Source organism: Streptomyces sp. NPDC006544 (assembly GCF_040611715.1).
Classification (GTDB): Bacteria; Actinomycetota; Actinomycetes; order Streptomycetales; family Streptomycetaceae; genus Streptomyces.
In genome coordinates, this window is sequence record NZ_JBEXOV010000031.1 from 45,290 (window position 1) to 69,939 (window position 24,650).

Here is a 24,650-nt window from a genome sequence, read left to right on the forward strand (position 1 = left end):
CCGGAGCGGTCCTCCGTACCGACGCGGTGGCCGATGGGTCCCGCACCGCCCACTTACCCACTTACCCGCTCAGACGCGTCTGCGTCCTCGCGCGACGAGCTCCTCCATCGCCGCCCGGGGGAGCGAGGGGTTGGCGGCCGCGGCCTCGGCCACGTCCGGGGACGCGTGGGTGAGCAGGTCCACGAGCACCGGTGGGGACAGTGCGGGGTGACGCGCGGCGTGGGCCTGGGCCTTGGGATCGCGAAGGCAGGGCAGGAGCGCGGCCTCCGTGGCGTTCGGATGTGCCGCGACCTCGCGGAACGCCCGCCGCACCGGCGGATCGTGCCGGGCCAGGTCCTCCAGCAGGGCCGGTGGGGTGTCCGGGTTGGCCGCCACTTGCGCGAGGACCTGTACGCCGTACCGTGCGACCATCGCGCGCAGCCGCTCCTCGGAAAGGCCCGGGTGCGAGGCGACGGCCTTGGCCACGGACGCGTCCGGGTCGTCGGCCAGGACATCGCGCAAGTGGGCCGGGAGGTCGCGCCGTTGCGCCACGAGCATCCGTACGCCCGGTCGCGCGGAGGCGGTCAGCTCCGCGAGCTCGTCCGGTGTGGCGGCGCGGATCCGGGGGAGCGGCCCCGGCCCCATCCGGTTGCGCTCCGCCATCGGTATCAGTACGTCGAGAGGCAGCAGGGGATGGCGTGCGAGGGAGCGCAGTGCGTGGAGGTCGCCCTCGGCCGTGGCGGCCAGTCGGCGGATCAGCCGCTCGCCGATGGCGGGATTCCCGGCCACCGCCAACCGGATGCTCCCGAGAGGGTCCTCGGCCAGCAGCTCGTACGACTCCTCGGGCAGGTCGATCCGTTCGGCCAGTGCCCTGCGGACCAGCGTCGAGGGGTGGTCGACGAGCGTGAGCGCCGCCTCCACCGGAGTCGCGGGGTTGTCCAGCGCCCGGTAGTACATGTCGAGCACGGTGGACTCGTGGCCGCCCGCGCACGCGGCGCCCCCGACCAACGCGCAGTCGGTGCGCCGACAGTACGGATCGTGGGTGAACGGGATCTCCTCGCGCTCGCACACCAGGCAGGAGTCCGCGGCGGCGAGCCCCTCGCCCGTGAGCAGCGCCGACAAGGCGGCCGCCGGCGTCGCCCTGTTCGCGGCGGCCGCGCTGCGGACCTCGGCGTGGGGGTGCGCCGCGAGGCGGCCCGCGACCACCGGGTGGGTGGTCCACAGGGCCAGCTCCGCAACCACCTGGACGTCCACGTCGGCCGCCAGTGCCAGGGCCGCGTCGAGCGGCAGCGTGGAGCAGGACGCCAGCTGCCACCGGATCTCGTGGTCCGGATGGGCGGCCAGGAACCGGGCCCACTCCGCGGGCCCGTCGCCCCGGTCGAGCAGGGCGAGCGCCACTTCGGGCCGGGCCGCCGGGTCGATCTCGGCGGCGGGCAGCAGGCCGTTCGCGGCGAGCCCCCGGGCGGCGCCCCCGTCGGACGCCGCCAGTGCGATGGCCTGGGCGACCGTGAGGTCCGTCCGCTCGGTCAGCGCGTCGGCGAGGGCCTCGTCCGCGCTCGCCACGGCCAACGAGACGAGGAGGGACCTGAGTTCGGGTGTGAGCGCCGGATTGGTGGCGAGTCCGCCGAGCAGGTGGTTCACTGCGCCACCACCCCGGTCAGTGCTTCGGCCAGCGCCTGCGCGTACGGATCCGGGCGGCGCCGGCGTGGCGTCACCACCCCGATGTGCCGGGCGGGACGCGGTGGTTGGACGCCTACCACCGCGACGGCGAGCGCCTCGACGGCGCCCCCGGTCGTCGTACCGCTGCCGGCACCGGGCGCCGTTCCCGAACTCGTTCCCGGACCCGTTCCCGAACCCGTTCCCGGACCCGTGCCCGCGTCCGTCGGCACCACCGAGACGTGCGGGATCAGCGCGACGCCGACGCCGGCCGCGACGAGGGCCTGAGCGAAGAAGTAGTCCGTGGTGGAGGCGGCCACCCGCAGGGCGAAACCGGCCCGATCCGCATACCGGCGCAGGTAGGCCTCCGTCTTGAGGCAGCCCAGCACCCAGCGGTCGTCGGCGAGTTCGGCGAGGGCCACGGACGTGCGGTCCGCGAAGGGGTGGCCGCGGGGCAGGACCAGCGACAGCGGGTCGTCCATCAGCGGCAGCCAGTCGAGTGCTGCCCCCGGCCCCAGCGGCAGCGGCCCGTCGAAGTGATAGGTCAGCGCGAGATCGGCCGCGCCACGGCGCACCATCGCCAGCGCGTCCTCCGGTTCGGCCTCCAGTACGGTCAGTTCCACCTCCGGATGCGCGGCGACGAACCGCGTGAACGCGCGCGGCAGCAGGTGCCGTCCCCCGCTCACGAAAGTGGCGACCCGTAGGCGGGGCCGCTCCGCGGTGATCCGGTCGATCGCGTGGCGGACCTGGTCGAGCTCGGCGGATATCGTCTCCGCCGCCTCCACGAGCAGCCGGCCCGGCTCGGTGAGCGTCACCCCGCGCGAACTGCGCACCGCGACGCGGTGGCCGAGGCCGCGCTCGAGCGCGGCGATGTGCTGGGAGACTGCGGAGGGCGTCAGGAGCAGCGCTCCGGCGGCCTTGTTGAAGCTGCCGTGCTCGGCCACGGCGCGCAGGACGCGCAGCCGCTGCACATCTATCATCAGTTTCCCTTACGACCCGTTCAGTGTTCCGGTAGTTCCGCTGGTGACCGTACAGCGGCAGAGTCCTGCGCATGAAGAAGATTCTGGTCATCGGCGGCAGCCGCTACTTCGGCAAGGGCCTGGTCGCCCTCGAGCGGGAAACCGGGAACGAGGTGACCGTCCTCAACCGTGGCTCCGGCATCCCGCCCCGGGGCGTCGCCCACCTGGTGGCCGACCGCGACGACGAGGCGGGGCTGCTCGCGGCGCTGGGGGAGCGCTCTTTCGACGTGGTCTTCGACCAGGTCTGCTACACGCCCCGACAGGCGCGGCTCGCCCGCCGCGTCTTCGCCGGCCGGACCGGGCGGTACGTGATGACCTCGACGATGGAGGTCTACGACCCGGCTCCGCCCACCTCCGAGGCGCTCGACTACGCCGAGGGCAAGCGGCAGGCCGAAGCCGTCCTCGGAGGGGAGTCCGCCTTCGGCGTGGTCGCCGTCCGCACCGCGCACGTACTCGGCGGCGGCCGGGCGGAGTTCACCGGCCGCCTCGCGCACTACACGGAGCGGATCGGGGCCGGGACCCCGGTGGCCGTGCACGAGGCCCCTTACCCCACCTCCTTCATCCACCACCACGAGATCGCCCGGTTCCTGCACTGGGCCGGGGAGCAGGAGTTCACCGGGCCGGTGAACGCCGCCTCCCACGGAGAGCTGGACGTCCTCGGGCTGGGAGCGGCCGTCGGCGAGCGGCTCGGGCGGGCGCCGCTCTACCGGACCGTCGGCCCCGGGGCGGACGACGCCTCGCCGTTCTCCTTCGACCGCGCCTACGCGATGGACAACGGCCGGGCAACCGCCCTCGGCTTCGGCTTCGGCAGGCTCACGGACTGGCTGCCGGAGGCCATCGGGGAGACCGCCGCGGTGCTGCGCGCCGACCCGGCCCGGCATCGCCCCCCGCTGACGGGGGCGCCGCGGCACCAGGGTGGTGACCGGGCGCGGCACTAGCGGTCTCCGGCCCTCCGTTCCAAGGGCGTTGCTACTGCCGAGTTGCTCACACTGAAGGTGACGCTGCCGGGCCGGTAACGGTCGTCGGACCACTCGATCGGGCGGCCCGTCCGGGTCGCGGAGACGTGTCTTTGGCGCAAAAGCGGGCTGCCGCGCCGGATTTCGAGCAGCCGCGCGTCCTCGCTGCCGGCCGCGAGCGCGTCGATGAGGTGCTCGCCGTAATGGGCGACGATCCCGGAACCGTCGGCCAGGCGGTCCATCACCGACCGGCAGTCCTGGGGCATCGCCTCGACCGCCGCCGCGACCCAGTCGGCGTACGCGGTCCGCTCGACCATCGTCGGCTCCCCGTCGAGCAGCCGCAGCCGCAGGACGGCCAGGATTCCGGTACCGGGCGGCAGCGCGAGGCGCTCCGCCTCCTCGGCCGTGGCCGGGCGGAGGGTGCGCGACAGGAAGCGGCTCGTGGCCCGGTGGCCCACGCCCTCCGCCCACTGGGCGAAGCTGTTGAGCTCGCCGAAGCTGTGCTTGCGCTCGTGGCGCAGGACGATCCGGCGGGCGCCCTGCCGGGATCCGATCAGCCCCTCGGCGGCGAGGGTGGCCACGGCCTGGCGGATGGTCCCGCGCGAGGCCGACCACCGCGCGGCCAGATCGCTCTCCGAGGGCAGTCGGGCGCCTACGGGGTATTCGCCCGAGAGGATGGACCGGCGCAGCGCCCCGGCGATCTCCAGATACCGCACCGTAGCCATGGCCATGCTCTTCCGTGCCCCCTGCCGTGGACGTGTGCGCGCCGTCCTCGCCGTCTTCGTCGTCTCGTCGTCTGCGCGGTGCGCCGGCGGCCATTCTGGCCGCCACCCCGGGACCCGCGATGAAGATCATCATGTCGGTCTCCTGTCACGTGCGCATCCGGCCATTTCCGGTCTTCGTCGAGACGTGGACCAAGAGACGGTCGCTGTTCACCGTGCGTACAGGGACCCAGGGCGAACTGGGGTCAACTTGTTCAGACAAGTAGACCCCCCGTCACAGTTCCTGTCTCCGGGAGAGACCGTGCTCAGTTCCTCCGCCCGTCGCGGTGCGGCCGTCCTGCTCAGTGCCGCCGTCCTGACCACGCTCAGCGCGTGTGGCGCCGCACCCGACCAGAGCACCGCCGCCGCCGACGGCAAGAACAAGACCCAGCCCGGCGCCGCCACCTCCGTCGCCGACTTCGGCGGCCTGGAGGGCCTCGTCGCGGCCGCCGAGAAGGAGGGCCAGCTCAACGTCATCGCGCTGCCCGCGGACTGGGCGAATTACGGCGAGATCCAGAAGGCGTTCCAGGCCAAGTACCCCAAGGTCAAGATCAGCGCGGAGAACCCGGACGCCTCCAGTGCCGACGAGATCGCGGCCGTCAAGTCCCGCAAGGGCCAGACCCGCGCACCCGACGTCCTGGACCTCGGCATCGCCTTCGCCCGCAGCGGCGCCGGAGAGAACCTCTTCGCCCCGTACAAGGTCACCGCGTGGGACAAGATCCCCGCCTCCCAGAAGGACGCGGACGCCCGCTGGTACAACGACTACGGCGGCTACGTCTCCATCGGCTGCGACGCCGCCCGCATCCCGAACTGCCCGCAGTCCTTCGCCGACCTGGCCAAGCCCGAGTACAAGGGCAAGGTCGCCCTCAACGGCAACCCGACCAAGTCCGGCTCCGCCTTCGGCGGCGTCTACGCGGCTGCCCTCGCCAACAAGGGCTCCTTCGGCGACATCCAGCCCGGCATCGAGTTCTTCGGCCAGCTCAAGAAGAGCGGGAACTTCATCCCGGTCGAGTCCACCCCGGCCACCGTCGAGAAGGGCGAGACGCCCATCTCCATCGACTGGGACTACCTGAACGCCGGCTACGCCGAGCAGTTCAAGGGCAAGGGCGTCGACTGGAAGGTCGCCATCCCCACCGACGGCGTCTACGCCCAGTACTACTCGCAGGCCGTCAACAAGGACGCCCCGCACCCCGCCGCCTCCCGTCTGTGGATGGAGTTCCTCTACAGCACCGAGGGCCAGAACCTGTGGCTCAAGGGCCACGCCCGCCCCGTGCTGCTGCCCGTCATGACCCAGGACGGCACCGTCGACAAGGACGCCGTCACCCAGCTCCCGCAGGTCCAGGGCACCCCGACCTTCCCGGCCTCAGCGGAGCTGGACCAGGCCAAGGCCACCCTCGCCGAGAAGTGGGACAAGGCCCTCAGCTGATGTCCGACTCCACCACCACCCCCCACACGACGGGGACCGCCGGCGGCGTCACCACCCGCCGCAGGCGGCGCGGCCCGCGCACCTGGCTCGCCGCCCTCCCCCTCCTCGCCTTCACCGGACTCTGCTTCGGCATCCCGCTGGGCGCCATCGCCTTCGGCGCGGTCACCCGCAGCGACCCGGCGAGCGGCGCCACCCGGCTGACCGGCGAGCACCTCACGCGCTCCCTCCAGGGCCCGTACCTCGGATCGCTCGTCGGCAGCGTCCAGCTCTCCGCCCTCACCGCACTCGTGGGCGGCGTGCTCGGCGTCCTGATCGCGCAGGCCGTCGTCACCTCCCGCTCGCAGACCCTGCGCGGCGCGGCGCTGACCGCCTCGGGCGTCCTCGCCAACTTCGGCGGGGTCCCGCTCGCCTTCGCCTTCATCGCCACGGTCGGCATCTCCGGAGTCGTCACCCAGCTCGCCGACCTCACCGGTCTGGGCTGGAACCTCTACTCCTTCACCGGCCTCACGGTGGTCTACCTCTACTTCCTGACCCCCCTGATGGTGCTGGTGATCGTCCCCGCGCTGGACGGACTGCGCCCGCAGTGGCGCGAGGCCGCCCAGAACAACGGGGCGAACGGACGGCAGTTCTGGCGCCACGTCGGCCTGCCCGTCCTCGCGCCCTCCCTGCTCGGCGGGTTCGTGCTGCTCTTCGGCACCGCCTTCGCCGCGCACGCCACGGCCGCCGCGCTCGTCGGCGGCTCCGTCCCCCTGGTCACGCTGAAGATCGCGGACGCACTGTCCGGGAACGTGCTGACCGGCCAGGAGAACGTGGCACTGGCCCTCGGCCTCGACATGATCGTGATCGCCGGCCTGGTCATGGCGGTCTACCTGCCCCTCCAGCGACGGAGCGCCCGATGGCTGCGATGACACCGACGCCCGCCCCGAGCACCGCGAACGCCCCGGCCACCGCGAGCGCGCCCGCCACCGAGGCCGCCGCCGGCTCCGGCTCCGGCTCCGGCCCGACCATGACCGGGGACCGGCCCCGCTCCGTACGACGGTCCCGGCCCCGCCCCCGGGTGTGGCGCGGAGCCGTCCTCGGACTCGCCGGCGCGTACTTCCTCCTCCCGCTCGTCGCCTCCTTCGTCTTCACCGTGCACGTGCCCGGCCAGGGCATCAGCTTCGAGGCATACACCCAGCTGCTCTCCGCCGACGGATTCGCCGAGAGCCTGCTGCTCTCGCTGGGCCTCGCCGCCGCGACCATCCTGCTGTCGCTGCTCCTGGCGGTGCCCGCGCTGGTCGCCGTACGCGTCGGCTCGCCGAGGCTGCGCCCGGTCGTCGAGGTGATGTGCATGCTGCCGCTCGTCGTGCCGCCGATCGCCCTGGTCACCGGCATCACCACCGTGCTGCGCTGGGGACCCGACCACCTCGCGAAGACTCCGCTCTACCAGACCTTCCTCGCCGTCCAGGACCCGGACTTCCCCGTCGTCCTGGTCCTCGCGTACACCGTCCTGGCCCTGCCGTTCGTCTACCGCTCCCTCGACGCCGGACTGCGCGCCGTGGACGTCCCGACCCTCGTCGAAGCCGCCCGCAGCTGCGGCGCGAGCTGGCCGTACGTCGTCCTGCGCGTGCTCCTGCCCAACCTGCGGGCCGCCCTCGCCGGAGCCGCCTTCCTCACGCTGGCCCTGGTCCTGGGCGAGTTCACCATCGCCTCGCTGCTCGGATTCCAGCCCTTCGCCGTGTGGATCGTGTCGATCTCCGGAGCCCACGCCCGCATGTCGGTGGCCGTCTCCGTCCTCAGCCTCCTCATCACCTGGCTGTTGCTGCTCCTCCTCTCCCGGGCCGGAACCGCCCCCGCTACCGTGTCTGCCGCGCCCGCCGCCTCCCGTACGTCCCGCACCTCCGGCAAGGAGTCCTGACCCGCATGTCCCTCACCCTTACCGAGGCCGGGAACCCGCCGAAGGGCGACGCGTCCCCCGTCGGGGCCCGCGTCGAATTCCGCGGCCTGCGCCGCGCGTTCGGCTCCACGGTCGCCCTCGACGGACTCGACCTCACCATCGAGCCCGGCGAACTCGTCGCCCTCCTCGGCCCGTCGGGCTGCGGAAAGACCACCGCACTGCGCGTCGTGGCCGGCTTCGAGCAGCCCGACTCCGGCGAAGTCCTCCTGGACGGACAGGACATCACGCGCGTGCCGGCCAACCGCCGCGACGCCGGAATGGTGTTCCAGTCGTACAGCCTCTTCCCGAACCTCAGCGCCCGCGACAACGTCGCCTTCGGCCTGCGCGTCCGCAAGGTCGGCGCGGCGCAGCGCCGCGAGCGCGCCGCCGAACTCCTCGACCTGGTCGGCCTGCCCGACCACGGCGACCGCTACCCGCACCAGATGTCCGGCGGCCAGCAGCAGCGCGTCGCGCTCGCCCGCGCCCTCGCCCTGCGCCCGCGCGTCCTGCTGCTCGACGAGCCGCTCTCCGCGCTCGACGCGAAGGTACGGGCCAGCCTGCGCGAGGAGATCCGCCGCCTCCAGCTCTCCCTCGGCATCACCACCGTGTTCGTCACGCACGACCAGGAGGAAGCCCTCTCGATGGCCGACCGGGTCGCCGTGCTCAACGCCGGCCGCCTGGAACAGTGCGCGGCCCCCGCCGAGCTGTACGAGCGGCCCGCGACGCCGTTCGTCGCCGAGTTCGTCGGCACCATGAACCGGCTCCCCGGCCGGCTCGCCGGCTCCGGCACGGTGGAGGTGGCCGGATCCCGGCTGCCCGTGGACGGCCCGGTGCCCTCGACCGTGGACGTCGAGGTCCTCGTGCGCCCCGAGAACATCACGGTGTCGCCGGACGCGGAGGGCACGGCGACCGTCGTCTCCGCCTCGTTCTTCGGTTCGGTGACCCGGCTCCACCTGGACCTGCCCGGCGGCACCCGGGTCAAGGCCGACCTTCCCTCGCGCGACGCCGGCTCCCTCCTGCCGGGCGCGCGGGCGGCCGTGGGCCTGGCCGAACGCCCCGTACTCGTCGTGGGTGCCGGCTCGTGAACGAACTCGCCGCGGTCCTGTTCGACATGGACGGCACCCTCGTGGACACCGAGGTGCTGTGGTGGGAGACCACCGAGGAGATAGCGGCCGGCCTCGGGTACGCGCTGACCGCGGCGGACGCGCCCGAAGTGGTGGGCCGCGCGGTGCAGGACACCGCGGCGCACCTCGCACGGGCCGCCCGCGCGGGCGACGCGCCGGAGCTGGCGCGCGCCCTGACCGCAAGCTTCTTCCGCCGGGTCGAGGCGGGCGCACCGATGCGGCCCGGCGCGCAGCGGCTGCTGACCGCGCTGGAGGCCGAAGGCGTGCCGTTCGCTCTGGTCAGCGCCTCGCCCCGGCTGGTCGTGGACTCGGTGGTCGGGGGCTCGCTGGCCCACGTCCCCTTCGCCTTCACGCTGTCCGCCGACGACACGGCCCTGACGAAGCCGCACCCGGACCCGTACCGGGCGGCCGCGGAGAGACTGGGCGCGCCGCCGGAGGCGTGCGTGGCGGTCGAGGACTCCCCGGACGGCGCGGCCTCGGCGGAGGCCGCGGGCTGCGGCCTCCTGGTGGTCCCGTCCCTCCTGCCGGTCCCGCCCTCCCCGGTACGCACCTTCGCGCACTCCCTGACGGAGGTCACCCCGGCCACCCTGCGCGCCTGTCTGGCCGCGGCAGCGGAGGTCTGAGGGCGGCGGACTCCTGCCTCCGGACTCCTGCCTCCGGCCCCGGCTTGCGGGGTCAGTCGGCCAGGGCCAGGAGGCGGAGGACGCCGTCCGCGTAGGCCGCCGAGACGGAGTCGGGCCGGTGCGCCGCCGCGGAGCGCAGGCTCGGCAGGGCCGCTCGGATGTGGGCGGCGCACTGGCCGTACAGCCCGGCCTCGTGCGAGGAGCCGTCGTCCTCCGCGCCGAGCAGCCGCAGGAGAGCCCACAGCAGGGCCTCGCGCGTCGACTGCCGGGGCGGCCCGGCGGACCAGACGGCCATCAGGACCCCGCACACCGCCGGGGCGGGCGGCCGCAGCCGGCCGGTGTGGAAGGCGTGGCCCTCCAACGCGTGGAACGCGGCCGGGTGTCCCTCGGCCGCGTCCCACAAGGTGTCCACGAGATGCCCCGCCGGGCGGCCGCAGCCGCAGTCGACGCCGTCCCAGTCGTGCCGGGCGATCTCCCGCGCGACCGCGTCGGGTACCAGCGGGCTGGTGCGGGGCTGCTTGTCCGTCGTTCTCACGAGAGCAGTATGGGATCAGGGCGGCCTCCGGTCCAGGGCCGCTCCCGCCGCGCAGCGCCAGGTCAGAGACCGTCTCCCCGGCAGCCTCGGCCCTTCCGCCGCGCGGCCGCTCCGCCCCCCTGCCCGGCGGGACCCGCGCGGGACACGGTACGGCCGAACGGACGGACCGTCACAGCTCGGGCCGCCACGTGTCGAACACCCAGCCCGGATGAGAGGTCCCGAGGGAGGACAGGTGGGCGTCCCAGTCCTCAGGCGACAACGCAGGGGGATTGACGCCGAAGAACGCGTACGGGGACGGCGCATCCTCGAAGAGGTGGAACGGATCCATGTCGAAGGCGGCCCCGGCCCGTCCGGCTCGTGCGCTGCGGTACGGGCGCCGGGACCGGGCCGGGCCGGGGCCGTGGCAGGCTGGGGCCGTGAACGAGGCACCGCGCGAACCCGCACGCAGGACACCGCTCTACCTGAAGGTCTCCGCGGACCTGCGGACCGCCATCACGGCGGGGGAGTACGGCTCCGGCGCCCGGCTGCCCGCCGAGGACGAACTCGCCCGCCGGTACGAGGTGTCCAGGGGTACGGTCCGCCAGGCGCTCGCCGCGCTGCGCGCCGACGGACTGATCACCTCCCGGCGCGGCACCCGCCGGGTCGTGCTCGGCGGCGGCCCCGGGCGGGACGGGGGAGTCGCCGAGCTCCGCAGTTTCACCCGGTGGGCCCGCTCGCTGGGGCAGGAGCCGGGCGGCCGGACCGTCTCCGTGGACCGGGGCGAGGCCGGAACCGAGGAGGCGGAGCAGTTGCGGATCCCCGCGGGCGCGCCCGTCCACCGCGTACTGCGGCTGCGCACGCTGTCCGGGTCCCCGGTGATGGTGGAGCGCACCACCTACCCGGAGGTGGTCGGCGCCCTGGTGGCGGGCATGTCGTTCGACACGGTCTCCTACTCCGAGCGACTCGCCGCGCACGGAGTGCTGTTCACCGACGCCCACCACACCATCGACATCGCGACGGCGGACGCGGACGACGCGCGGCTGCTGGGCTGCCGGACCGGGGAGGCCCTGCTGCGCGAGCGGCGCCGGTCCACCGACCCGGCGGGCGTCCCGGTGGAGTGGTCGCAGGACCGGTACCTGCCGGGCACGGTGGCCTTCACCGTGCACACGACGGCAACCAGTGCCCTGGGCCGTCGGCTCAGCTCCTGATCAGGAGCTTCTCCAGCAGCGGCCGGAAGTGGTCGAAGTCCGGGACGTTCATCTCGGGGTCCTTGGCCCGATCGTCCCAGCGCCGCACGGCCACCGCGTCGGCCGACCCCGCCAGCGCCTCGAAGCCGCGTACCTGTTCCGCGGTCATCGGGCCGCCCTGGACGCGCAGGGTGTGCACGGAGGCTTCGGAGAGGAGGGCGAAGTAGCCGGGCTCGACCGCGCAGAGGTACCGCTTCGCGGCCACGTGCAGCCGGACCGGTTCTGTCACCTCCGGGCCGAACCAGCGGCCGAGCCAGTCGGCTCCGGTGTGGCTGTGCCGGTTGTCCTGCCCGCCCTCCATCAGGTCGCGGCCGGTCACGACGCCGTGGAAGTGCCCGATGTCGTGCAGGAGGGCGGCCGCCACCAGGTGACCGGGTGCCCCGGCGGCCTCGGCGAGGGCCCCGGCCCGGAGCATGTGACCGGCCTGGGTGACGGCCTCGCCGAAGTACTCGGCGCTGCCCTCGCCCTCGAAGAGGCGGGCCAACTCGCCGAGGGGGTCGCTCGGACCGGTCGGACCGCTCGGACCGGTCGGACCGGTCCGACCGGTCGGACCGGTCGGGAGGGGTTCGGCACGGTTCACGCGCGGGCTCCTTCGCGGCGCAGTACGGCAAGGGTGGAGAGCAGCCCGTCGAGGTCGGCGTACGTCCCCTGGAGGTGGCGTCCGCCCGATTCGACGAAGGCCGTACGGGCGTGCAGCAGACGGGTGTTGTCGAAGACCACGCAGTCTCCGGGCGCGAGCCGGAAGCCGATCCGCAGCTCCGGCCGCTCCAGCAGCTCGCCGAAGAGCCAGTAGGCGGCGTAGAACTCCTCCAGGACGGCGGCCGGCTGGTGCAGGGTGCCGATGGACCGGTTGTTGAAACGGACCTCGCGGATGCGTCCGAGCGGGTCCACGTCGATCAGCGGCCGGTGGGCCCGCAGTTCGGTGCGCGCGTCGGCGAACACGAACTCCACCGGGACCCGGGTCAGCACCGCAAACGCCTCCGGCTCCCGCTCGCGCAGCAGCGCGGCGGCGTGGAAGCCGTCGACCAGCCCGGATTCGCCGCCCCGGGCCTCGTTGCTCAGGCAGTGCAGCAGTTGCAGGGTCGGCACCGGATCCCGGTACGGGTTGTCGGTGTGCGGGGTGATCCGGGCACTGGTGAAGGCCAGGTTGTTGGGGTCCGCCTCGACGCGGACCTCGAAGAGCTCGCCGTAGTTCGTCGGGCGGACGAAGCCGAAGGTGTGTGCCACGTCCAGCACCATCCGGTCCCGGCACGGCACGTCCCGCAGAACGACGAACCCGAGCCGGACCACGCTCGCCAGGGCCCGCTCGCGGACCTCGCGGGAGCCGATGTACGCGTCCCACCCCGCTTCGGGGACCCGCCCGGTGAGGTCCCCCGCCGCCCAGAGCTCCTTGTCCGCCTCGGTGCGGCCGTCCCCGGCGTGTCGAGCGGCGCCCCCGGGTGCCCCGGGGGGTGCACCGTCGGGCGCGTGGGCGGCGAGCCAGTCGGCCGCGTAGACGGAGCGGTGCCCGTCCGGCTGCCACACCACCTCCCAGCCGGGCCCGCCGCCGGCGGCCACCACCTCGTGCGCCGAGCCGACGGCGAGGCCCGCGGGCAGCTCGGTGATCTGGAACAGCTTCTGACCGGTGCGCGGATCGCGGCATTCGCCGCAGGGACAGTTGTCGCGCAGCCAGATCGCGGGTGGACGGGTGAGTGCCGTGGCGGGCATCGGGGCTCCTTTCGTCACCCGGAGTAAGTTGTATACACAACTCCGGGTGCCGGCATCGTGGCAGGACCGGGTGACGGGCAGATGGCGATGAGGTGACCGGAGCCGCCCGGTCCACGCGGACGGCTCGCCCGCCCGAGCGGAACCGGATCAAGGTGGGCACCGTCTCAGCCCGCATGGGAACGACTGTGTGGAAGAACGGGCGAGCGGCCTCGCGGCGGATCCGGCGAAGGATCGGCGTGCTGCTGTTCGCGCTGCTGGCGACCCAGCTGGGCTCGCTGATCGGCCCGGCCTACGCCTGCGGCTGCGGGGCCATGGTGCCGGGCGCCGAGGGCCGGATCGGGGTCTCCCGGGAGGCCTCCGTGGTGCGTTGGGACGGCCGGACCGAACGGATGGCGATGCGGTTCACCGTCGGGGGCGATGCCAAGCGCGCCGCGTGGATCATGCCGGTCCCGGGACGGGCCACGGTGAGCCTCGGCGACGGCGACCTGTTCTCCCAACTGGCGGACCTGACCGGACCCGAGTACCGGACGCGGACGTACTTCTGGCCGCGCCACGGCGACTGGCCCTTCACCTCCGGCGACCGGGACACGGCCGGGGCCCCGATGCCGGGCAGCGCGGACCCGGGGGTCGGCGTCGTGGGCCGGGAGCGGCTCGGCGACTTCGACGTCGCCCGCCTGACCGCCACCGACCCCGACGCGCTCCGCACCTGGCTGAAGGCCAACGGTTTCGAACTCCCCGCAGGCCTTTCCACCGAGCTGAAACCGTACGTGGACCAGCGCTGGGAGTACGTCGCCGTACGCCTCGTGCCCCGGGAGCAGGGCGCCACCCTGCGCGGCACCCTCGATCCGCTCCTCATCAGCTTCGACAGCGACCGGCTCGTCTACCCGATGCGGCTGTCCCGGCTGGCGAAGACCGCGCAGTCCCTCGGCCTCTACGTGCTGGCCGACCACCGCATGGAACCCGCGTCCCGCATAGGCGGGGACGCGCCCGAGGTGACCTTCGCCGGGCGGATCACCCCGACGCGTGCGGTCGCCGAACTCGCCGGCACCGCACCGGTGTTCCTGACGGCGATCGATCAGAGCTTCCCCGTACCGTCCCGGATCGACGGTGACCACGAACTGCGCGCCACGGCCGCCGACACCCCGTACCGGCAGGTCGAGTACAGCGACGAACTCCGTACGGCCGGCGGCGTCCCGGTCTGGATCCTGACGGTCGCAGCAGCGTTCGCGGCCCTGGTCGGGGCCGCGGCGGCGACGCTCCTGGTGCTGCGACGCCGCCGGCCGGCGGGGGCGGGGGCGGGGCCGGTCACAGGGGCGGGGGCTCGCTGACGCGTGCTGCCCGGGCCCGAACTCCCGCGGGCCCGACGAGGGCGACCAGGAGTGCTGCGCCGGCCGCGTGCCCGGAGGGGAGCGAGCCGTGGCCGACGGGAACCAACGGACAGACTGCGTTCTCATTCGTGGTCGCGCAGAAAGGCAGGGACCTCGTCGCGGGCCGGGTGGTTCGGCAGGGGTGCTGGCTTGTCCTGAAGGAACGCGGTGATGACGGCGGCGGCTCGGTCGTCGTTGTCGTCCAGGCTGTTCCACAGGTGATGTCCGACTCCCGGCATGTACTGCGTGCGCTGGATGGCGGGGTCGTGGGCAAGGATGGCGGTCGCCCATTGACGGACCTGGGAGGAGCACTCGGCGATCATCAGCATCGCGGGGGTCCGGGACTGCCTCAGTTGCGGTGCGATGGAGGGTGAGTCCTTGACCGTCTGCTGGATGCGGAGGCTGGCGGCGGGGCTGAAGGAGAAGTTCTGTGCGGTGTCTTCGGCGGGTATGCGGTGTGCGTCAGCCGCACAGTAGGCGGATGCCGTGTCGCTGCCAAGGTCTGCGGCGGTGAAGGCGTTGTCGCCTTCGGCCTGTCCGATCAGTCCGGTGCCGGGGGTGAGGAGTCCCAGTCGCATGAGGCCGAATGCCACGGCGTACCGGGGGACGTGCGTCGATCGCGGTCCGGTCATGGCTGGGGCGAGGCCCCGTGCGGATTCTCGACCCTTGTGCCCGGTGATGTGCGCGGTGGGGCCGTCCATCGGGCCGGGCTCGGCGATGACCGCCCGGTGCAAGCGTGCCGCGGTGCTCGGGTCGGCCAGCGCCCGGGTGAGCACGACTCCGCCTGAGGAGAATCCGAGGATGTCGACTGGTCCCTTGTCCAGGCGGTCGACGAAGGCGGCGAGGTCGCTGACCGACCTGGAGATCGTGTACTGGTCCATGGGGAGCAGGTCGCTTCTTCCGCCACCGGCCTGTTCGTAGGCGTAGACGTCGTAGCCCTGGCGGGCCAGGAGTTGCAGGAACCGGTGGTCGAGCACCGAGATGCCACGGACCGGTCCGCCGTTCAGGTACACGAACGGGACGGGATGCCGGGCGCCGGAGTTCGCGGGCGGGTAGTGGTACACCGCGACCCGGCTGCCTGTGGCCAGGCTCCAGTGCTGTGTGGCCACTGACGGCAGGGCGGGCGGGTACCGCCGGGCCGTCGGCACGGTCGGGATGCAGACCGACGCCGTCAATGCCGCCGCGACAACCACCGGCAGGAACGGCACGAGCCGCGCCGGCCAAGTGCGGCGCCGACCCCGCCACATCGCGAGGACGGCCCCGGCTCCAAGGGTCGTCAGCCATGCGGCGAGCCCCGAGCCCGCCCCGTCCGTGAGGGCTGTCAGTGCGAGAAAGAAGACGACGAGCATCGCGACGGCGGCGAGGGCCAGCAGTAAGTGTCCGGTGAAGCGGGCGAGACGTAGGGCGGACGTGGGCACGGCAACCTCCGATAGTTTCAGAACGCTGTTTCAAAACGACGTTATCAGAGGGGGGTAGGCTGCTGGACGTGGGTAGGCCGAGAACGAACGACGAGGCCGTCAAAGAGCGGCTTGTGGTGTGCGCGACCGAAATGCTCGCGACCCGTCCGCGGGAGTCGATCACGGTCCGCGCTGTCGCCGCCGCCGCCGAGGCGTCGACAACGGCGGTGTACTCCTTGTTCGGCGGTAAGGACGGGCTGATCGGTGCGGTGCGCGACAGGGCCGTCGCCGGCCTGTTCCAGGATCTGTCGGCGGTGCCGGCCTCCGCGGATCCTCTCGCCGACCTCTACGCGCTGGCCGTCGCCTATCGTCGCTGGGGGTGCGGACACAGCCACCTGTACGCGGTGCTGTTCGGTGGTGTGCAGTCGTTCGAGCCATCGGGGGAGGTCGGTGCCAGTGACCCGATCCGTCCGCTCCTCGCGGCGATCGGTCGCGCCTTGACGGCGTCCGTCCTCGCAGGCGAAGCAACGTCGATCGCCCTGTCGGTCTGGGGGACCTTGCACGGGCTCGTGACGCTCGAGCTGGCCGGGGCCCTCGACGCCGCCACGGTCGAGGCCGCATTCCGATCGACGATTCACGCCACGTTGCGCGGATGGGCGACCCCTGCCGTGTTCAGCGGCCTTCGCCGAGCCGAACTCGCACCTTGACCGGATCAGGGACGGCATGCCGAGGCCAACCAGCTGCGGCCGGCGGAGCGAGCGGACCGGCTAGCCCTTGGCCCGGCGCACCGCCAGTTCCGACAGGGCCTCGGGGGCGCCCGGTTGGTGGCGTATGCCGGGGAAGGCGTTGACGTCCACGATCAGTGGGGCCCCGCCGGCCGTCGCGATGATGTCCACGCCGTAGACGTCCAGGGCGAAGACCTCGCCGACCCGGCGGGTCAGATCGGCCCATCCCGTCGGGAGGTGCGGCAGCGGGAGCGTGGGTCCGCGGCCCTCCGGCGAGAGCTCCGAGCGGCGCAGGGCCGCGAAAACCTGGTCACCGACGGCCCACAGTTTGTGGTCCCATCCGCTGTTCGGTGCGAACTCCTGTACCACCACCGGCTCGTCGGGCCAGGCGAGCGCCAACGCGCGGAGCGCCTCCGTGTCGTCGACTCGCGCCACGAGGTCCTCCCGGCGGTTGTGGCGGCTCTTGACGACCACCGGGGAGCGCAGCAGCCGCTCCTCGGGGCCGGCTCCGGCCGCCCACCCCGCGAGCGTGGCGAACGTACGGGTCCCCGCGAACGGGATCCCGGCCCGGACCGCCACCTCCGCCATCAGCGTCCGGTCCTGGCAGAGCGTGGTCGCGGCGGCCGAGTTGACGACCGTCGCCCCGCGACGCTCCAGGCTCCGGGCCAGGTCCAGCCCGCGCGGGGTGTGCGCCTTGAGGAGGTACACGTCGGCAGGCACCCCGTCGGGCTCGTCGGCCGTGCCCGGGTCCAGTACCTCCACCCGGTGGCCGGAGACGCCCAGCAGCCTGGCGGTGGCCGACAGCAGCGGATGTCCCGGGTTGTCCGTGATCAGGCCGATCCTCATGCTCCGTCTCCCGCCGCCGCCACGGCGGCTCCGGCTCCGGTGCCGGCGCCGGCCGCCGAGGGGGTCGCGGTGACGGTGGCGTCGACGGAACCATGGGCCGTGGCCTGCAGCGGAATCGCCACGGGGAGACCCGCCGCCCCGCGCGCCAGGGCGCCGCCCGGGCCCCCGGGCACACCGGAGCCCCCGGGCACACCGGCCCCGCCTGACGCGCCCGACGCGACGGCCCCGACCGACGCGCCCGACGAGCCGGAGACGCCCGGCCCGCCCGACGAGCCGGTCCGTGCGAGGCCCAGGACCGCTCGGGCCACCCGCGCGGCGGCGTCCGGTACCTGACGGAAGCTCGGGAAGTCGTTCACGTCGACGACCACCGGCCCGTCGGGACCCAGCAGCACGTCCAGCCCGTACAGGTCGAGCCCGTAGACCGCCCCGACCCGGGCGGCGATCTCCGCGATCTCGGCGGAGAGCGGGACCAGGCGTTCCGGGACCGCGCGGTCCGGGTGCAGGGGTGAACGGCGTTCGGTGGCGAAGAGTTCCCCGCCGACCGCGTAGACCTTGATGTCGATGCCGGAGTTCGGGACGTACGGCTGGGCGACGAGCATGCCCTCGCCCGTCAGTTCGGGGAGCACCGCGGCCAGCCGCTCCGGCGAGGACACCAGATGCACGGCGCGCCCGGAGCTGCCGTCAGCGGGCTTGACGACCAGCGGGTACTCCGAGGCCGGGATCTGCGCCAGCAGTTCCGGCCGGGCGGCCGCATACGTCGGCGGCAGCGGGAGGCCCCGGCCGCGCCCGATGGCGGCGGCCAGCGCCTTGTCCCGTACGCCCCGGATCGAGCGGGCGTCGTTGACCGTGGTCATCCCGGCCGCGGCGGCGGCCTCGAGCAGGGTCAGCCCCGGCCCGCCGGACACCGTCTTGAGCACCCAGGCGTCGTGCTCCCCGGCCTGCACCAGATCGCACATCCGCAGCAGCGAGCCACCGGGCCGCAGTACCTCCACCCGGTGGCCCCACGCCGTGAGCTGACGCACCACCTCGTTCGGCATGCCGTCGTGGCGGTAGTTCTCCTCCACCAGGAAGCAGAGCCTCATGGACCTTCCCCATATTCCCCGGACGTCCGCCGATCCCGTCCGGCGAGTTGTGACGTCACAGGATGTCATGGACCGCAATGTGATGATCGGTCCGTCCGCGTCACCCTGTCCGCCCTCGTCCCGCCGACGGTCAGGACGGATTCCGGGAGCCGGACACCGCGAACGCCGCGACCCCGGACGGCACGACGACGGCGGCGGCAACCCCGTACCCTCCCGTGCCGGGCGTGGCGGCAGTCTGGCCCATGGACGCCCGCCGCGACAGGTCTTTCCCCCCGTCCCGGTGCCCCCTGGCTAGTACTCCTGCGTGGCCGCCTCGAACGCCGTGTCGCGGACCTCCGTCTCCGGGTGCCCGCGCAGCTCCCGCAGCAGCTCCCGCCACGGCGCCGGCCAGCCGTGCAGCCGGCCGAGGCCGGCGGTGAGCGCGGAGGCGAAGAGCCCGGCCTCGGCTCCGCCGTCGGACGCGAGGCCGCGTACGCACTCCAGGACCGATGCGGGATCCGGCAGCGGATCCCCGTGGGCGTATCCGGACCCCAGGTCACGGGCCGTCGCACGGGCCAGACCCGGCCGGCCGCGGAGGGCGGCGACCAGTTCCCACAACGCCGCCCGCAGGCCCTCCGGATCGGCCGGGTCCGCCCGCAGGTCGACGGCGTGCAGCAGCAGCGCCACCCGGGCCTCTGTCAGCAGCGGCTCGTCGGCGAGCTGGCGGACCACCGCCTCGCGCACGGAGGGATGTTCCGCCAGTGGCGGCCGGGCGACGAGGACGCGCAGCCGCCGCAGGGCCGGAAGATCGAGGTCCGGCTCCGCGTCCGGCTGTGCGCCGGAGTTCACGACGTCCAGCAGTTGCGCCACCGCCCGGTGGAACTGGCTGCCCGGCTCGGCGCCGCCCACCGGGTGGGGCAGATCCGAGACCGCGATCCGGGCGAGGGCCGACGTGGTGGTCCACGAGGCCTCGCGGAGCGACAGGTCACAGACCGCCGTCCGCACGGTGTCCGCCACCTCGGTCGCGTACGCCGCCCACTTCGGCAGGCCCAGGTACGCGCGGGAGAGGAGTTCCTCCCGGTCCTCGCCGAATCCGCCGACCGACGCCGCCACCAGCCGCGCACAGCGCGGCCGGTGCTCCCGCGGCACGTCCAGCGGATCGGCGTGCGCGAGCGCGAGCCGACGGGGCAGGGGAGCCGAGGAAGCGGTCTCCAGCAGTTCCCAGGCCGCCGCGTCGGGCAGCAGTCCGACGGCCAGCCGCACGGCGACGGCGACCAGGTCGGGATGGCTGTCCGGGTCGCGCCCGATCCGGCCCAGCAGCGCGGCGGCCTGCCCCGGCGGCAGCAGCCGGGCCGCAAGTCGGGCGGCCTCCTTGCGGCTGGTCACCTTCGCAGCCGGGCCCGCCGCCGGCAGGTCCCCCTGTGGCGCCGCCCCGGGCGGCGCCGAACCGAACAGCACCGCCTCGAGCCGGTGCGCGAGCGCGGAGGGTGCGGTGGCCGCCGCCGCCCGCTGGGCCGCGTACAGAGCCACCCGGGCGCGGTCGTCGCCGGCGTGCGCGAGCAGGTCGTCGAGTACGGCGGCCGGTTCCACCGTCCGGGCCGCTGCCGCAAGAGCCGCCTCGGCCCGCACGATGTCCGTACCCTGTGCGAACTCCCTGACGAGGGCGAGGCCGTGGTCGGGTATGAGGGCGCCGTCGCGGATCACCGAGGTCCGCTCGTACGACGTTCCGGAGCCGTCCCGGACCGCCGCCGCCGCGAGGCGGGCCGCCGCCTCCTGCTGACGCGGCAGCCACCGGGACGCCTGCGCGAGGACGGGCAGCGGCCGGGCGGAGCCCTCGCGCAGGAACCGCCCGTACGGCGGGTGTTCGGCGAGCAGCACGTCCAGCAGGTCGGTGCGGCGCGCCGACAGGACCTCGCGCACGGGCTGCAGCGCGGCCGCGGAGGGTTCCCGGGCCAGCAGCTCCACCGCGCGCGCCTCCCGTGTCGTCCGGTCGGCCAACCAGGCGCGGGCGAGTGCGGGGGCGTCCTCGTCCCCGCACCGCTCCAGGGCGTCGGCGAGCATCCGCTGGAGTTCGGGCAGCCGGGCGGCTGCGGTGTCGAGGAATCCCGCGAGTGTGAGCAGCGGGCCGAAGTCGCCCTTCTCGGCGGCGCCGTCGGCCCAGGGGCGCAGTGCCGCGAACACCTGCGTTTCCCGCCCGTGGCCCGGCGGCCGGTACCGCCCGCCGAGCAGGGCGCCGCCGAAGTGGTCGACGAGGTGGCGCAGGGCGCGCAGGGCCCAGCCGAACGGACCGGAACCGGCGGCGGGCTCGTCGAGCACGCCGAGGGCGAGCGTGCGCACGGCCGACCGGGTGGCGAAGGAGGAATCGCGGGCGCGGAGGGCGTCGAGGACGATGGCGTCCAGGTGGCCGGGGGCTGCGGGGGAGTCCAGCAGGGCGGCGGGCAGTCGCGCCAGCGCCGTGAGCGCGGTGGACCGTACGGGGTCGCGCTCGTTGCGCAGCCGGCCCGCGATCAGGGCGAGGACCTCCGCGACCGCACCGGCTTCGCCGCCGGCCCGCGCGTTGGCGACGAGCATCTCCCAGGCTTCCGCCCGCCGTTCGGCGTCGGGGCCGCCGCAGGCGGTCAGGATCTCGGGACGGGCCTCGGCCACCGGGAGGTTCGCGAGGGAGCCGGGCAGCGCCCCGGGCGGCAGCCCGGCGGCGCGTTCGCGGGCCACGGCGAGCCGCGCCTCGGTGTACCGCCGCTCGGGCGCGAGCAGCGGGTGCAGGACGACGGCAAGGTCCTGGGCGTCGGGGGAGAGGCCCTGCGTCAGCTTGTCGTAGAAGGCCTCGCGGCGGGCCGGCGGGAGGGCCTTGAACAGGGCGGCCAGCTGCTCGGGACGGCGCAGCCAGCGCCGGCCGAGGAGGTGCAGCGACGGCGGGTCGGCCCGCGCGAGACGGCGCAGTACGGAGGCCGAGGGGAGGGGTCCGTACCGCGGGTCCTCGCGCGCCGGATCGATCAGCCACCGTACGAGGCGTTCGGCGTCGGCGGCGGCGAACAGGCCGATCCGGTCCCGCAGGGCGTGCGGCGGCGCGGCGGGCCCGTACCGCTCCAGCAGTCCGAGCACGCGCAGCGGTTCGGCGGGAGCGGCGGCGGCCAGACCGGTGGAGCGGCGGGCCCACCAGGAGTCCCGCAGTTCGCGGGGGAGCCCGGCGAGTTCGGCTTCCGCCTGGTCCAGGACCGGCCCGGGGTGGCGCAGGGCGAGGCGGACCCAGTCCGTGACGGCGTCCGCGAGCTCCGGCAGCAGCCGGGCCGCGGCCTCGGCTCCGCAGCCGGCGAGCAGGGCGGCCGCCTCGCGGTCTCCCCACTGCGCGCGCACCTGGGGGAGGAGGGCTTCGGCCAGCGCCGTACGTCCGCTGCGGCGGGCCGTACGCCCCAGCTCTTCGCGCACGTCGGCGGAGGCGTCCGCGTATGCCGCGACGATCGCCCCGTCGGGCACCGGCCGGGTCCGGGCGGCCCGCAGGGCGTAGCCGCGGACCACCGGGTCGGGGTCGGCGAGCCGCGCGGCCAGGTAGCCGGTCCGCCGGCCGGCGAACGCGGCGAGGGCGGCCAGCCGCCGCTCGTACCGGCCCCTGCCGTCCAGTTCGGCCAGAACGGGGTCGAGCGCGCCGGCTGCCGCGAGGTCCCGGGCGGTGGTGGCGGTGAGGCGCAGGCGCTCCCGGTGAGGGAGGGGTTCGACGGCGCTGAGCAGCTGTTCGGTGATGCGCGACATGGGGTCAGTGTGTCCGGGGGACGGGAGGGGGGGAAAACGGATTTCGCGCGGGGGCGTCGGCCGGCTGCCCCACCGTTCCCGGCGTACGCAAAACGCTATAGAAAGATCTTTATCGGCCATAATGGAGTGGAAAACTTGGCAGGGACTGCCCAAAGCGATCAGTAACTCTCCTATAGTGATGCCTTGTTAGCAGGAACCTTCTCCTCCCTTTACGCCCGGTATGAGGCTTTGATTGATGACGGCGTCGCCCTCCCCCCTTCGCCCCTCCGCGCTGGCCCTGCTGATCACCGCAGTCGCCGGTGGCGCGTTCTCCACGGCGGCGGTGGCCGCGGCCCCGTCGTCCATCACCACCCCCCTCGCCTGGTTCTCCGGCGCGGGCGTGCTGCTGCTCTCGGTCGCGGCCTTCGCCGTGACCTGGTACTCCCGCACCGCCCGGACGCATCGGAGCCGGATCTCCGGACTCACCGCCGAACTCGCCGCCCGTGACGGGCACATCGCCCGGATGGTCGCCGATGCCGCGCGCGACACGGCGGCCCACACCGCCGAACGCTCCCGCCTCGTGAACGAGCACGCCGCCGAGCTCGACCGGCTGACGGTGGCGCACGCCGCCGAGCTCGACGGCCTCGCCGTCGCCCAGAGCGCGTCCCGCGAGAGGCTCGGCGCCGAACTGCGACGCGCCGAGTCGGGCCGGGCCGCCGCCATGGCCGCCGCGGCCAACGCCGCCGGCCGGATGCAGGCCCTGGCCACCGGGATGCTCGCCGACCTGCGCGAGATGGAGCACCGGCACGCCGACGAGGACGTCCTCACCGACCTCCTCCACCTCGACCACCGCACCGCCCAGGCCGGCCGTCTCGCCGACTCCATCGCCGTCCTCACCGGGGCCCGTTCGGGCCGCCGCTGGGCCAAGCCGATCGTCATGGAGTCGATCCTGCGCGGCGCGATGGGCCGCATCGGCGGCTACCAGCGGGTCCGGCTGCACTCCACCAGCGAAGCGGCCGTCGCCGGGCACGCCGCCGAGGGCGTCATGCACGCGCTGGCGGAACTCCTCGACAACGCCGCGAACTTCTCCCCGCCGACCGCCGAGGTCCACGTCTACGTGGAGGAGGTGCCGGCCGGGGTCATCATCACCGTCGAGGACAGCGGCCTCGTCATGAGCGAGCTCCAGCTGCGCCGCGCCGAACAGGCCGTGACCGCCGAGTCGCTGGACCTGGCCGGGCTGTCCGGCACCCGGCTCGGCCTCGCGGTCGTCGGGCGCCTCGCCCGCAAGCACGGGCTGACGGTCTCCTTCCGGCCCTCCGCGCGCGGCGGCACGGGCGCGCTGGTGATGCTCCCTCAGGAGCTGATCAGCCGCGGCCCGGCGCTGACCCCGGCCCCCGGGACCGCCGTCACCCCGCCCGCGCCCGCCCCCACGATCCCCGCCCAGGCGGCCGCCCCCGCGGCCGTACCCGCCGCGGAGGCCGGACCGGCCCCCGCCGGGGCCGGGCCCGGCGTGCCCGCTTCGCCCCTCGAGCCCGAGGCCACCCACGGCTCCGGTGCCGAGGAACCCGGCGAGGCCGAATCCACGGGTGAGCACCCGCACTTCGGCGACAGCGGCCTGCCACAGCGCCGCCGCGGCCGGACCATGGCCGCGGCCCACCCCGAAGGCCCGGACGCGGCCGCCGCGGAAGCCCGTGCGACAGGCGCGCCCACCGGGGCGTCCCGGTCCGCGGCCCGCTTCGGGAGCTTCCGCCAGGCCGTCCGCGCCGCCGGAGCCCCCGGCGGGGCCGCCGGAACCGGCGAAGAGAAGCAGCCCGCGCAGACCACAGACCTGGAAGGCAACACGCGATCATGACCGGCTCCACCACCGACGAGACGCTCAACTGGCTCCTGGAAGGCCTCCTGGAGCGCACACCGGGCGCCCGCCACGGCCTCGTGCTCTCCCGTGACGGACTCAAGCTGTGCCGCACGCCCGAGCTGTCCGTCGACCAGGCCGACCAGCTCGCCGCGATCGCCGCCGGGATCCAGAGCCTGTCCCACGGCGCGTCCATCGAGTTCGGCGACGGCACCGGCGGGGTCCGCTCCGCCATGGCCGAGTTCTACGGCGGGATCCTGTTCATCGTCGAGGCGGGTGAGGGCGCGCACCTCGCGCTCGTCGCCGACGAGGACGCCGACGCGGGCCTCGTCGGCCACAACATGTCCGAACTGGTGGAGCAGCTCGGCGAACACCTCATCGCCAGGCCCCGGGGGTGAGCCGGCCCAGGCCGGGCCGGGACGACTCCCCGGACCGGCTCTACACCCTCACCGGTGGCCGCAGCCGCTCCGGCTCGGACGTCTTCGACCTCGTCACCCTCGTCGTCGCCGAATGCGATCCGGTGCCCGGCATGCAGTCCGAGCACGCGGCGATCCTGCGGATGTGCCAGGCCCCGACGGCGGTCGTGGAGATCGCGGCCGAGCTCGGACTGCCGGTGTCGATCGTACGGATCCTGCTGGCCGACCTGCTCGGCACCGGACGGATCAGCGCCCGGCACCCGCGTTCGGCGCACCACCTTCCCGACTACGACATCCTGGAGCAGGTGCTCGTTGGACTCCGCAACCTCTGAC

Annotated in this window: 23 protein-coding genes; 12 read left to right on the plus strand and 11 right to left on the minus strand. The window is 74.1% G+C overall.

All coding sequences use genetic code 11. The annotated features are described in order from the left end of the window. Positions 1–69: 69 nt before the first annotated feature. Both ABZY44_RS17030 and ABZY44_RS17035 read right to left on the minus strand, forming a co-directional pair. Positions 70–1,620: a hypothetical protein gene (locus tag ABZY44_RS17030; protein WP_356654441.1), complete on the minus strand. Its 1,551-nt coding sequence runs from the start codon at positions 1,618–1,620 to the stop codon at positions 70–72. Continuing rightward, positions 1,617–2,615, minus strand: coding sequence for a LysR family transcriptional regulator (locus ABZY44_RS17035; protein ID WP_356654443.1), 999 nt, complete (start codon positions 2,613–2,615; stop codon positions 1,617–1,619). The genes ABZY44_RS17030 and ABZY44_RS17035 overlap by 4 nt, the downstream gene beginning before the upstream one ends. 71 nt (positions 2,616–2,686) lie before the next feature. On the opposite strand from ABZY44_RS17035, the gene ABZY44_RS17040 reads away from it, so the two are divergent. Further along, entirely contained in the window at positions 2,687–3,592 is a 906-nt protein-coding gene (locus ABZY44_RS17040) for a reductase (RefSeq protein ID WP_356654445.1), read from the plus strand. Here ABZY44_RS17040 and ABZY44_RS17045 read toward each other — a convergent pair. Further along, positions 3,589–4,335: a GntR family transcriptional regulator gene (locus ABZY44_RS17045; protein WP_356654447.1), complete on the minus strand. Its 747-nt coding sequence runs from the start codon at positions 4,333–4,335 to the stop codon at positions 3,589–3,591. The two genes, ABZY44_RS17040 and ABZY44_RS17045, sit on opposite strands and share 4 nt — an antisense overlap. Positions 4,336–4,669: 334 nt before the next feature. Between ABZY44_RS17045 and ABZY44_RS17050 the strand changes: the two genes are divergently transcribed. From ABZY44_RS17050 to ABZY44_RS17070, 5 genes are all read left to right on the plus strand, one after another. After that, a complete protein-coding gene (locus ABZY44_RS17050; protein ID WP_356654505.1) occupies positions 4,670–5,797 on the plus strand; it encodes an extracellular solute-binding protein in 1,128 nt (375 codons plus the stop codon). Further along, a complete protein-coding gene (locus ABZY44_RS17055) occupies positions 5,797–6,705 on the plus strand; it encodes an ABC transporter permease subunit (RefSeq protein WP_356654449.1) in 909 nt (302 codons plus the stop codon). The genes ABZY44_RS17050 and ABZY44_RS17055 overlap by 1 nt, the downstream gene beginning before the upstream one ends. A 98-nt stretch (positions 6,706–6,803) precedes the next feature. Continuing rightward, positions 6,804–7,694: an ABC transporter permease subunit gene (locus tag ABZY44_RS17060; RefSeq protein WP_356654507.1), complete on the plus strand. Its 891-nt coding sequence runs from the start codon at positions 6,804–6,806 to the stop codon at positions 7,692–7,694. Positions 7,695–7,699: 5 nt separating this feature from the next. After that, entirely contained in the window at positions 7,700–8,797 is a 1,098-nt protein-coding gene (locus ABZY44_RS17065; RefSeq protein WP_356654451.1) for an ABC transporter ATP-binding protein, read from the plus strand. Then, on the plus strand, positions 8,794–9,459 hold the full coding sequence (locus tag ABZY44_RS17070; RefSeq protein ID WP_356654453.1) for an HAD family phosphatase: 666 nt from the start codon (positions 8,794–8,796) through the stop codon (positions 9,457–9,459). Before ABZY44_RS17065 ends, ABZY44_RS17070 begins: the two co-directional genes overlap by 4 nt. A 52-nt stretch (positions 9,460–9,511) precedes the next feature. Here ABZY44_RS17070 and ABZY44_RS17075 read toward each other — a convergent pair whose 3' ends face one another. Together ABZY44_RS17075 and ABZY44_RS17080 are read right to left on the minus strand one after the other, a co-directional pair. Then, the gene (locus ABZY44_RS17075) at positions 9,512–9,994 is read right to left on the minus strand and encodes a hypothetical protein (protein WP_356654455.1); all 483 of its coding nucleotides are present in this window, start codon (positions 9,992–9,994) and stop codon (positions 9,512–9,514) included. A 169-nt stretch (positions 9,995–10,163) separates the two neighbouring features. Next, a complete protein-coding gene (locus ABZY44_RS17080) occupies positions 10,164–10,322 on the minus strand; it encodes a hypothetical protein (protein WP_356654457.1) in 159 nt (52 codons plus the stop codon). 88 nt (positions 10,323–10,410) lie between these two features. Between ABZY44_RS17080 and ABZY44_RS17085 the strand changes: the two genes are divergently transcribed. Beyond that, entirely contained in the window at positions 10,411–11,181 is a 771-nt protein-coding gene (locus ABZY44_RS17085) for a GntR family transcriptional regulator (protein WP_356654459.1), read from the plus strand. Here the strand turns inward: ABZY44_RS17085 and ABZY44_RS17090 are convergent. Both ABZY44_RS17090 and ABZY44_RS17095 read right to left on the minus strand, forming a co-directional pair. Next, entirely contained in the window at positions 11,171–11,800 is a 630-nt protein-coding gene (locus tag ABZY44_RS17090) for a phosphonate degradation HD-domain oxygenase (protein WP_356654461.1), read from the minus strand. The two genes, ABZY44_RS17085 and ABZY44_RS17090, sit on opposite strands and share 11 nt — an antisense overlap. Further along, a complete protein-coding gene (locus ABZY44_RS17095) occupies positions 11,797–12,927 on the minus strand; it encodes a TauD/TfdA family dioxygenase (RefSeq protein ID WP_356654463.1) in 1,131 nt (376 codons plus the stop codon). The genes ABZY44_RS17090 and ABZY44_RS17095 overlap by 4 nt, the downstream gene beginning before the upstream one ends. Before the next feature lie 173 nt (positions 12,928–13,100). Here ABZY44_RS17095 and ABZY44_RS17100 point away from each other — a divergent pair, with 173 nt between their 5' ends. Further along, the gene (locus ABZY44_RS17100) at positions 13,101–14,255 is read left to right on the plus strand and encodes a DUF2330 domain-containing protein (protein WP_356654465.1); all 1,155 of its coding nucleotides are present in this window, start codon (positions 13,101–13,103) and stop codon (positions 14,253–14,255) included. 122 nt (positions 14,256–14,377) lie between these two features. Here the strand turns inward: ABZY44_RS17100 and ABZY44_RS17105 are convergent, their stop codons facing one another. After that, positions 14,378–15,712, minus strand: a complete 1,335-nt coding sequence (locus tag ABZY44_RS17105) for an alpha/beta hydrolase (RefSeq protein ID WP_356654467.1) — start codon at positions 15,710–15,712, stop codon at positions 14,378–14,380. Positions 15,713–15,780: 68 nt separating this feature from the next. Between ABZY44_RS17105 and ABZY44_RS17110 the strand changes: the two genes are divergently transcribed. Beyond that, on the plus strand, positions 15,781–16,398 hold the full coding sequence (locus ABZY44_RS17110; protein ID WP_356654469.1) for a TetR-like C-terminal domain-containing protein: 618 nt from the start codon (positions 15,781–15,783) through the stop codon (positions 16,396–16,398). A gap of 60 nt (positions 16,399–16,458) precedes the next feature. Here ABZY44_RS17110 and ABZY44_RS17115 read toward each other — a convergent pair whose 3' ends face one another. From ABZY44_RS17115 to ABZY44_RS17125, 3 genes are all read right to left on the minus strand, one after another. After that, a complete protein-coding gene (locus tag ABZY44_RS17115; protein ID WP_356654471.1) occupies positions 16,459–17,262 on the minus strand; it encodes an alpha-L-glutamate ligase in 804 nt (267 codons plus the stop codon). Then, positions 17,259–18,344: a hypothetical protein gene (locus ABZY44_RS17120; RefSeq protein ID WP_356654473.1), complete on the minus strand. Its 1,086-nt coding sequence runs from the start codon at positions 18,342–18,344 to the stop codon at positions 17,259–17,261. Before ABZY44_RS17120 ends, ABZY44_RS17115 begins: the two co-directional genes overlap by 4 nt. A 291-nt stretch (positions 18,345–18,635) precedes the next feature. Then, complete coding sequence (locus ABZY44_RS17125) at positions 18,636–22,070, minus strand: hypothetical protein (protein ID WP_356654475.1); 3,435 nt, start codon at positions 22,068–22,070, stop codon at positions 18,636–18,638. Between the two features lie 235 nt (positions 22,071–22,305). On the opposite strand from ABZY44_RS17125, the gene ABZY44_RS17130 reads away from it, so the two are divergent. The 3 genes from ABZY44_RS17130 to ABZY44_RS17140 are packed head-to-tail and all read left to right on the plus strand — an operon-like array spanning position 22,306 to position 24,649. Beyond that, a complete protein-coding gene (locus ABZY44_RS17130) occupies positions 22,306–23,901 on the plus strand; it encodes an ATP-binding protein (protein ID WP_356654477.1) in 1,596 nt (531 codons plus the stop codon). Then, entirely contained in the window at positions 23,898–24,299 is a 402-nt protein-coding gene (locus tag ABZY44_RS17135; RefSeq protein ID WP_356654479.1) for a roadblock/LC7 domain-containing protein, read from the plus strand. The genes ABZY44_RS17130 and ABZY44_RS17135 overlap by 4 nt, the downstream gene beginning before the upstream one ends. Next, complete coding sequence (locus ABZY44_RS17140; RefSeq protein ID WP_356654481.1) at positions 24,296–24,649, plus strand: DUF742 domain-containing protein; 354 nt, start codon at positions 24,296–24,298, stop codon at positions 24,647–24,649. Before ABZY44_RS17135 ends, ABZY44_RS17140 begins: the two co-directional genes overlap by 4 nt. Position 24,650: the final 1 nt, after the last annotated feature.

Coding starts and splice junctions, on each gene's coding strand:
- ABZY44_RS17035 (WP_356654443.1), bottom strand. CDS start 2,615: ATGATAGATGTGCAGCGGCTGCGCGTCCTGCGCGCCGTGGCCGAGCAC.
- ABZY44_RS17040 (WP_356654445.1), top strand. CDS start 2,687: ATGAAGAAGATTCTGGTCATCGGCGGCAGCCGCTACTTCGGCAAGGGC.
- ABZY44_RS17045 (WP_356654447.1), bottom strand. CDS start 4,335: ATGGCTACGGTGCGGTATCTGGAGATCGCCGGGGCGCTGCGCCGGTCC.
- ABZY44_RS17055 (WP_356654449.1), top strand. CDS start 5,797: ATGTCCGACTCCACCACCACCCCCCACACGACGGGGACCGCCGGCGGC.
- ABZY44_RS17060 (WP_356654507.1), top strand. CDS start 6,804: ATGACCGGGGACCGGCCCCGCTCCGTACGACGGTCCCGGCCCCGCCCC.
- ABZY44_RS17065 (WP_356654451.1), top strand. CDS start 7,700: ATGTCCCTCACCCTTACCGAGGCCGGGAACCCGCCGAAGGGCGACGCG.
- ABZY44_RS17080 (WP_356654457.1), bottom strand. CDS start 10,322: ATGGATCCGTTCCACCTCTTCGAGGATGCGCCGTCCCCGTACGCGTTC.
- ABZY44_RS17095 (WP_356654463.1), bottom strand. CDS start 12,927: ATGCCCGCCACGGCACTCACCCGTCCACCCGCGATCTGGCTGCGCGAC.
- ABZY44_RS17100 (WP_356654465.1), top strand. CDS start 13,101: ATGGGAACGACTGTGTGGAAGAACGGGCGAGCGGCCTCGCGGCGGATC.
- ABZY44_RS17115 (WP_356654471.1), bottom strand. CDS start 17,262: ATGAGGATCGGCCTGATCACGGACAACCCGGGACATCCGCTGCTGTCG.
- ABZY44_RS17120 (WP_356654473.1), bottom strand. CDS start 18,344: ATGAGGCTCTGCTTCCTGGTGGAGGAGAACTACCGCCACGACGGCATG.
- ABZY44_RS17125 (WP_356654475.1), bottom strand. CDS start 22,070: ATGTCGCGCATCACCGAACAGCTGCTCAGCGCCGTCGAACCCCTCCCT.
- ABZY44_RS17130 (WP_356654477.1), top strand. CDS start 22,306: ATGACGGCGTCGCCCTCCCCCCTTCGCCCCTCCGCGCTGGCCCTGCTG.
- ABZY44_RS17135 (WP_356654479.1), top strand. CDS start 23,898: ATGACCGGCTCCACCACCGACGAGACGCTCAACTGGCTCCTGGAAGGC.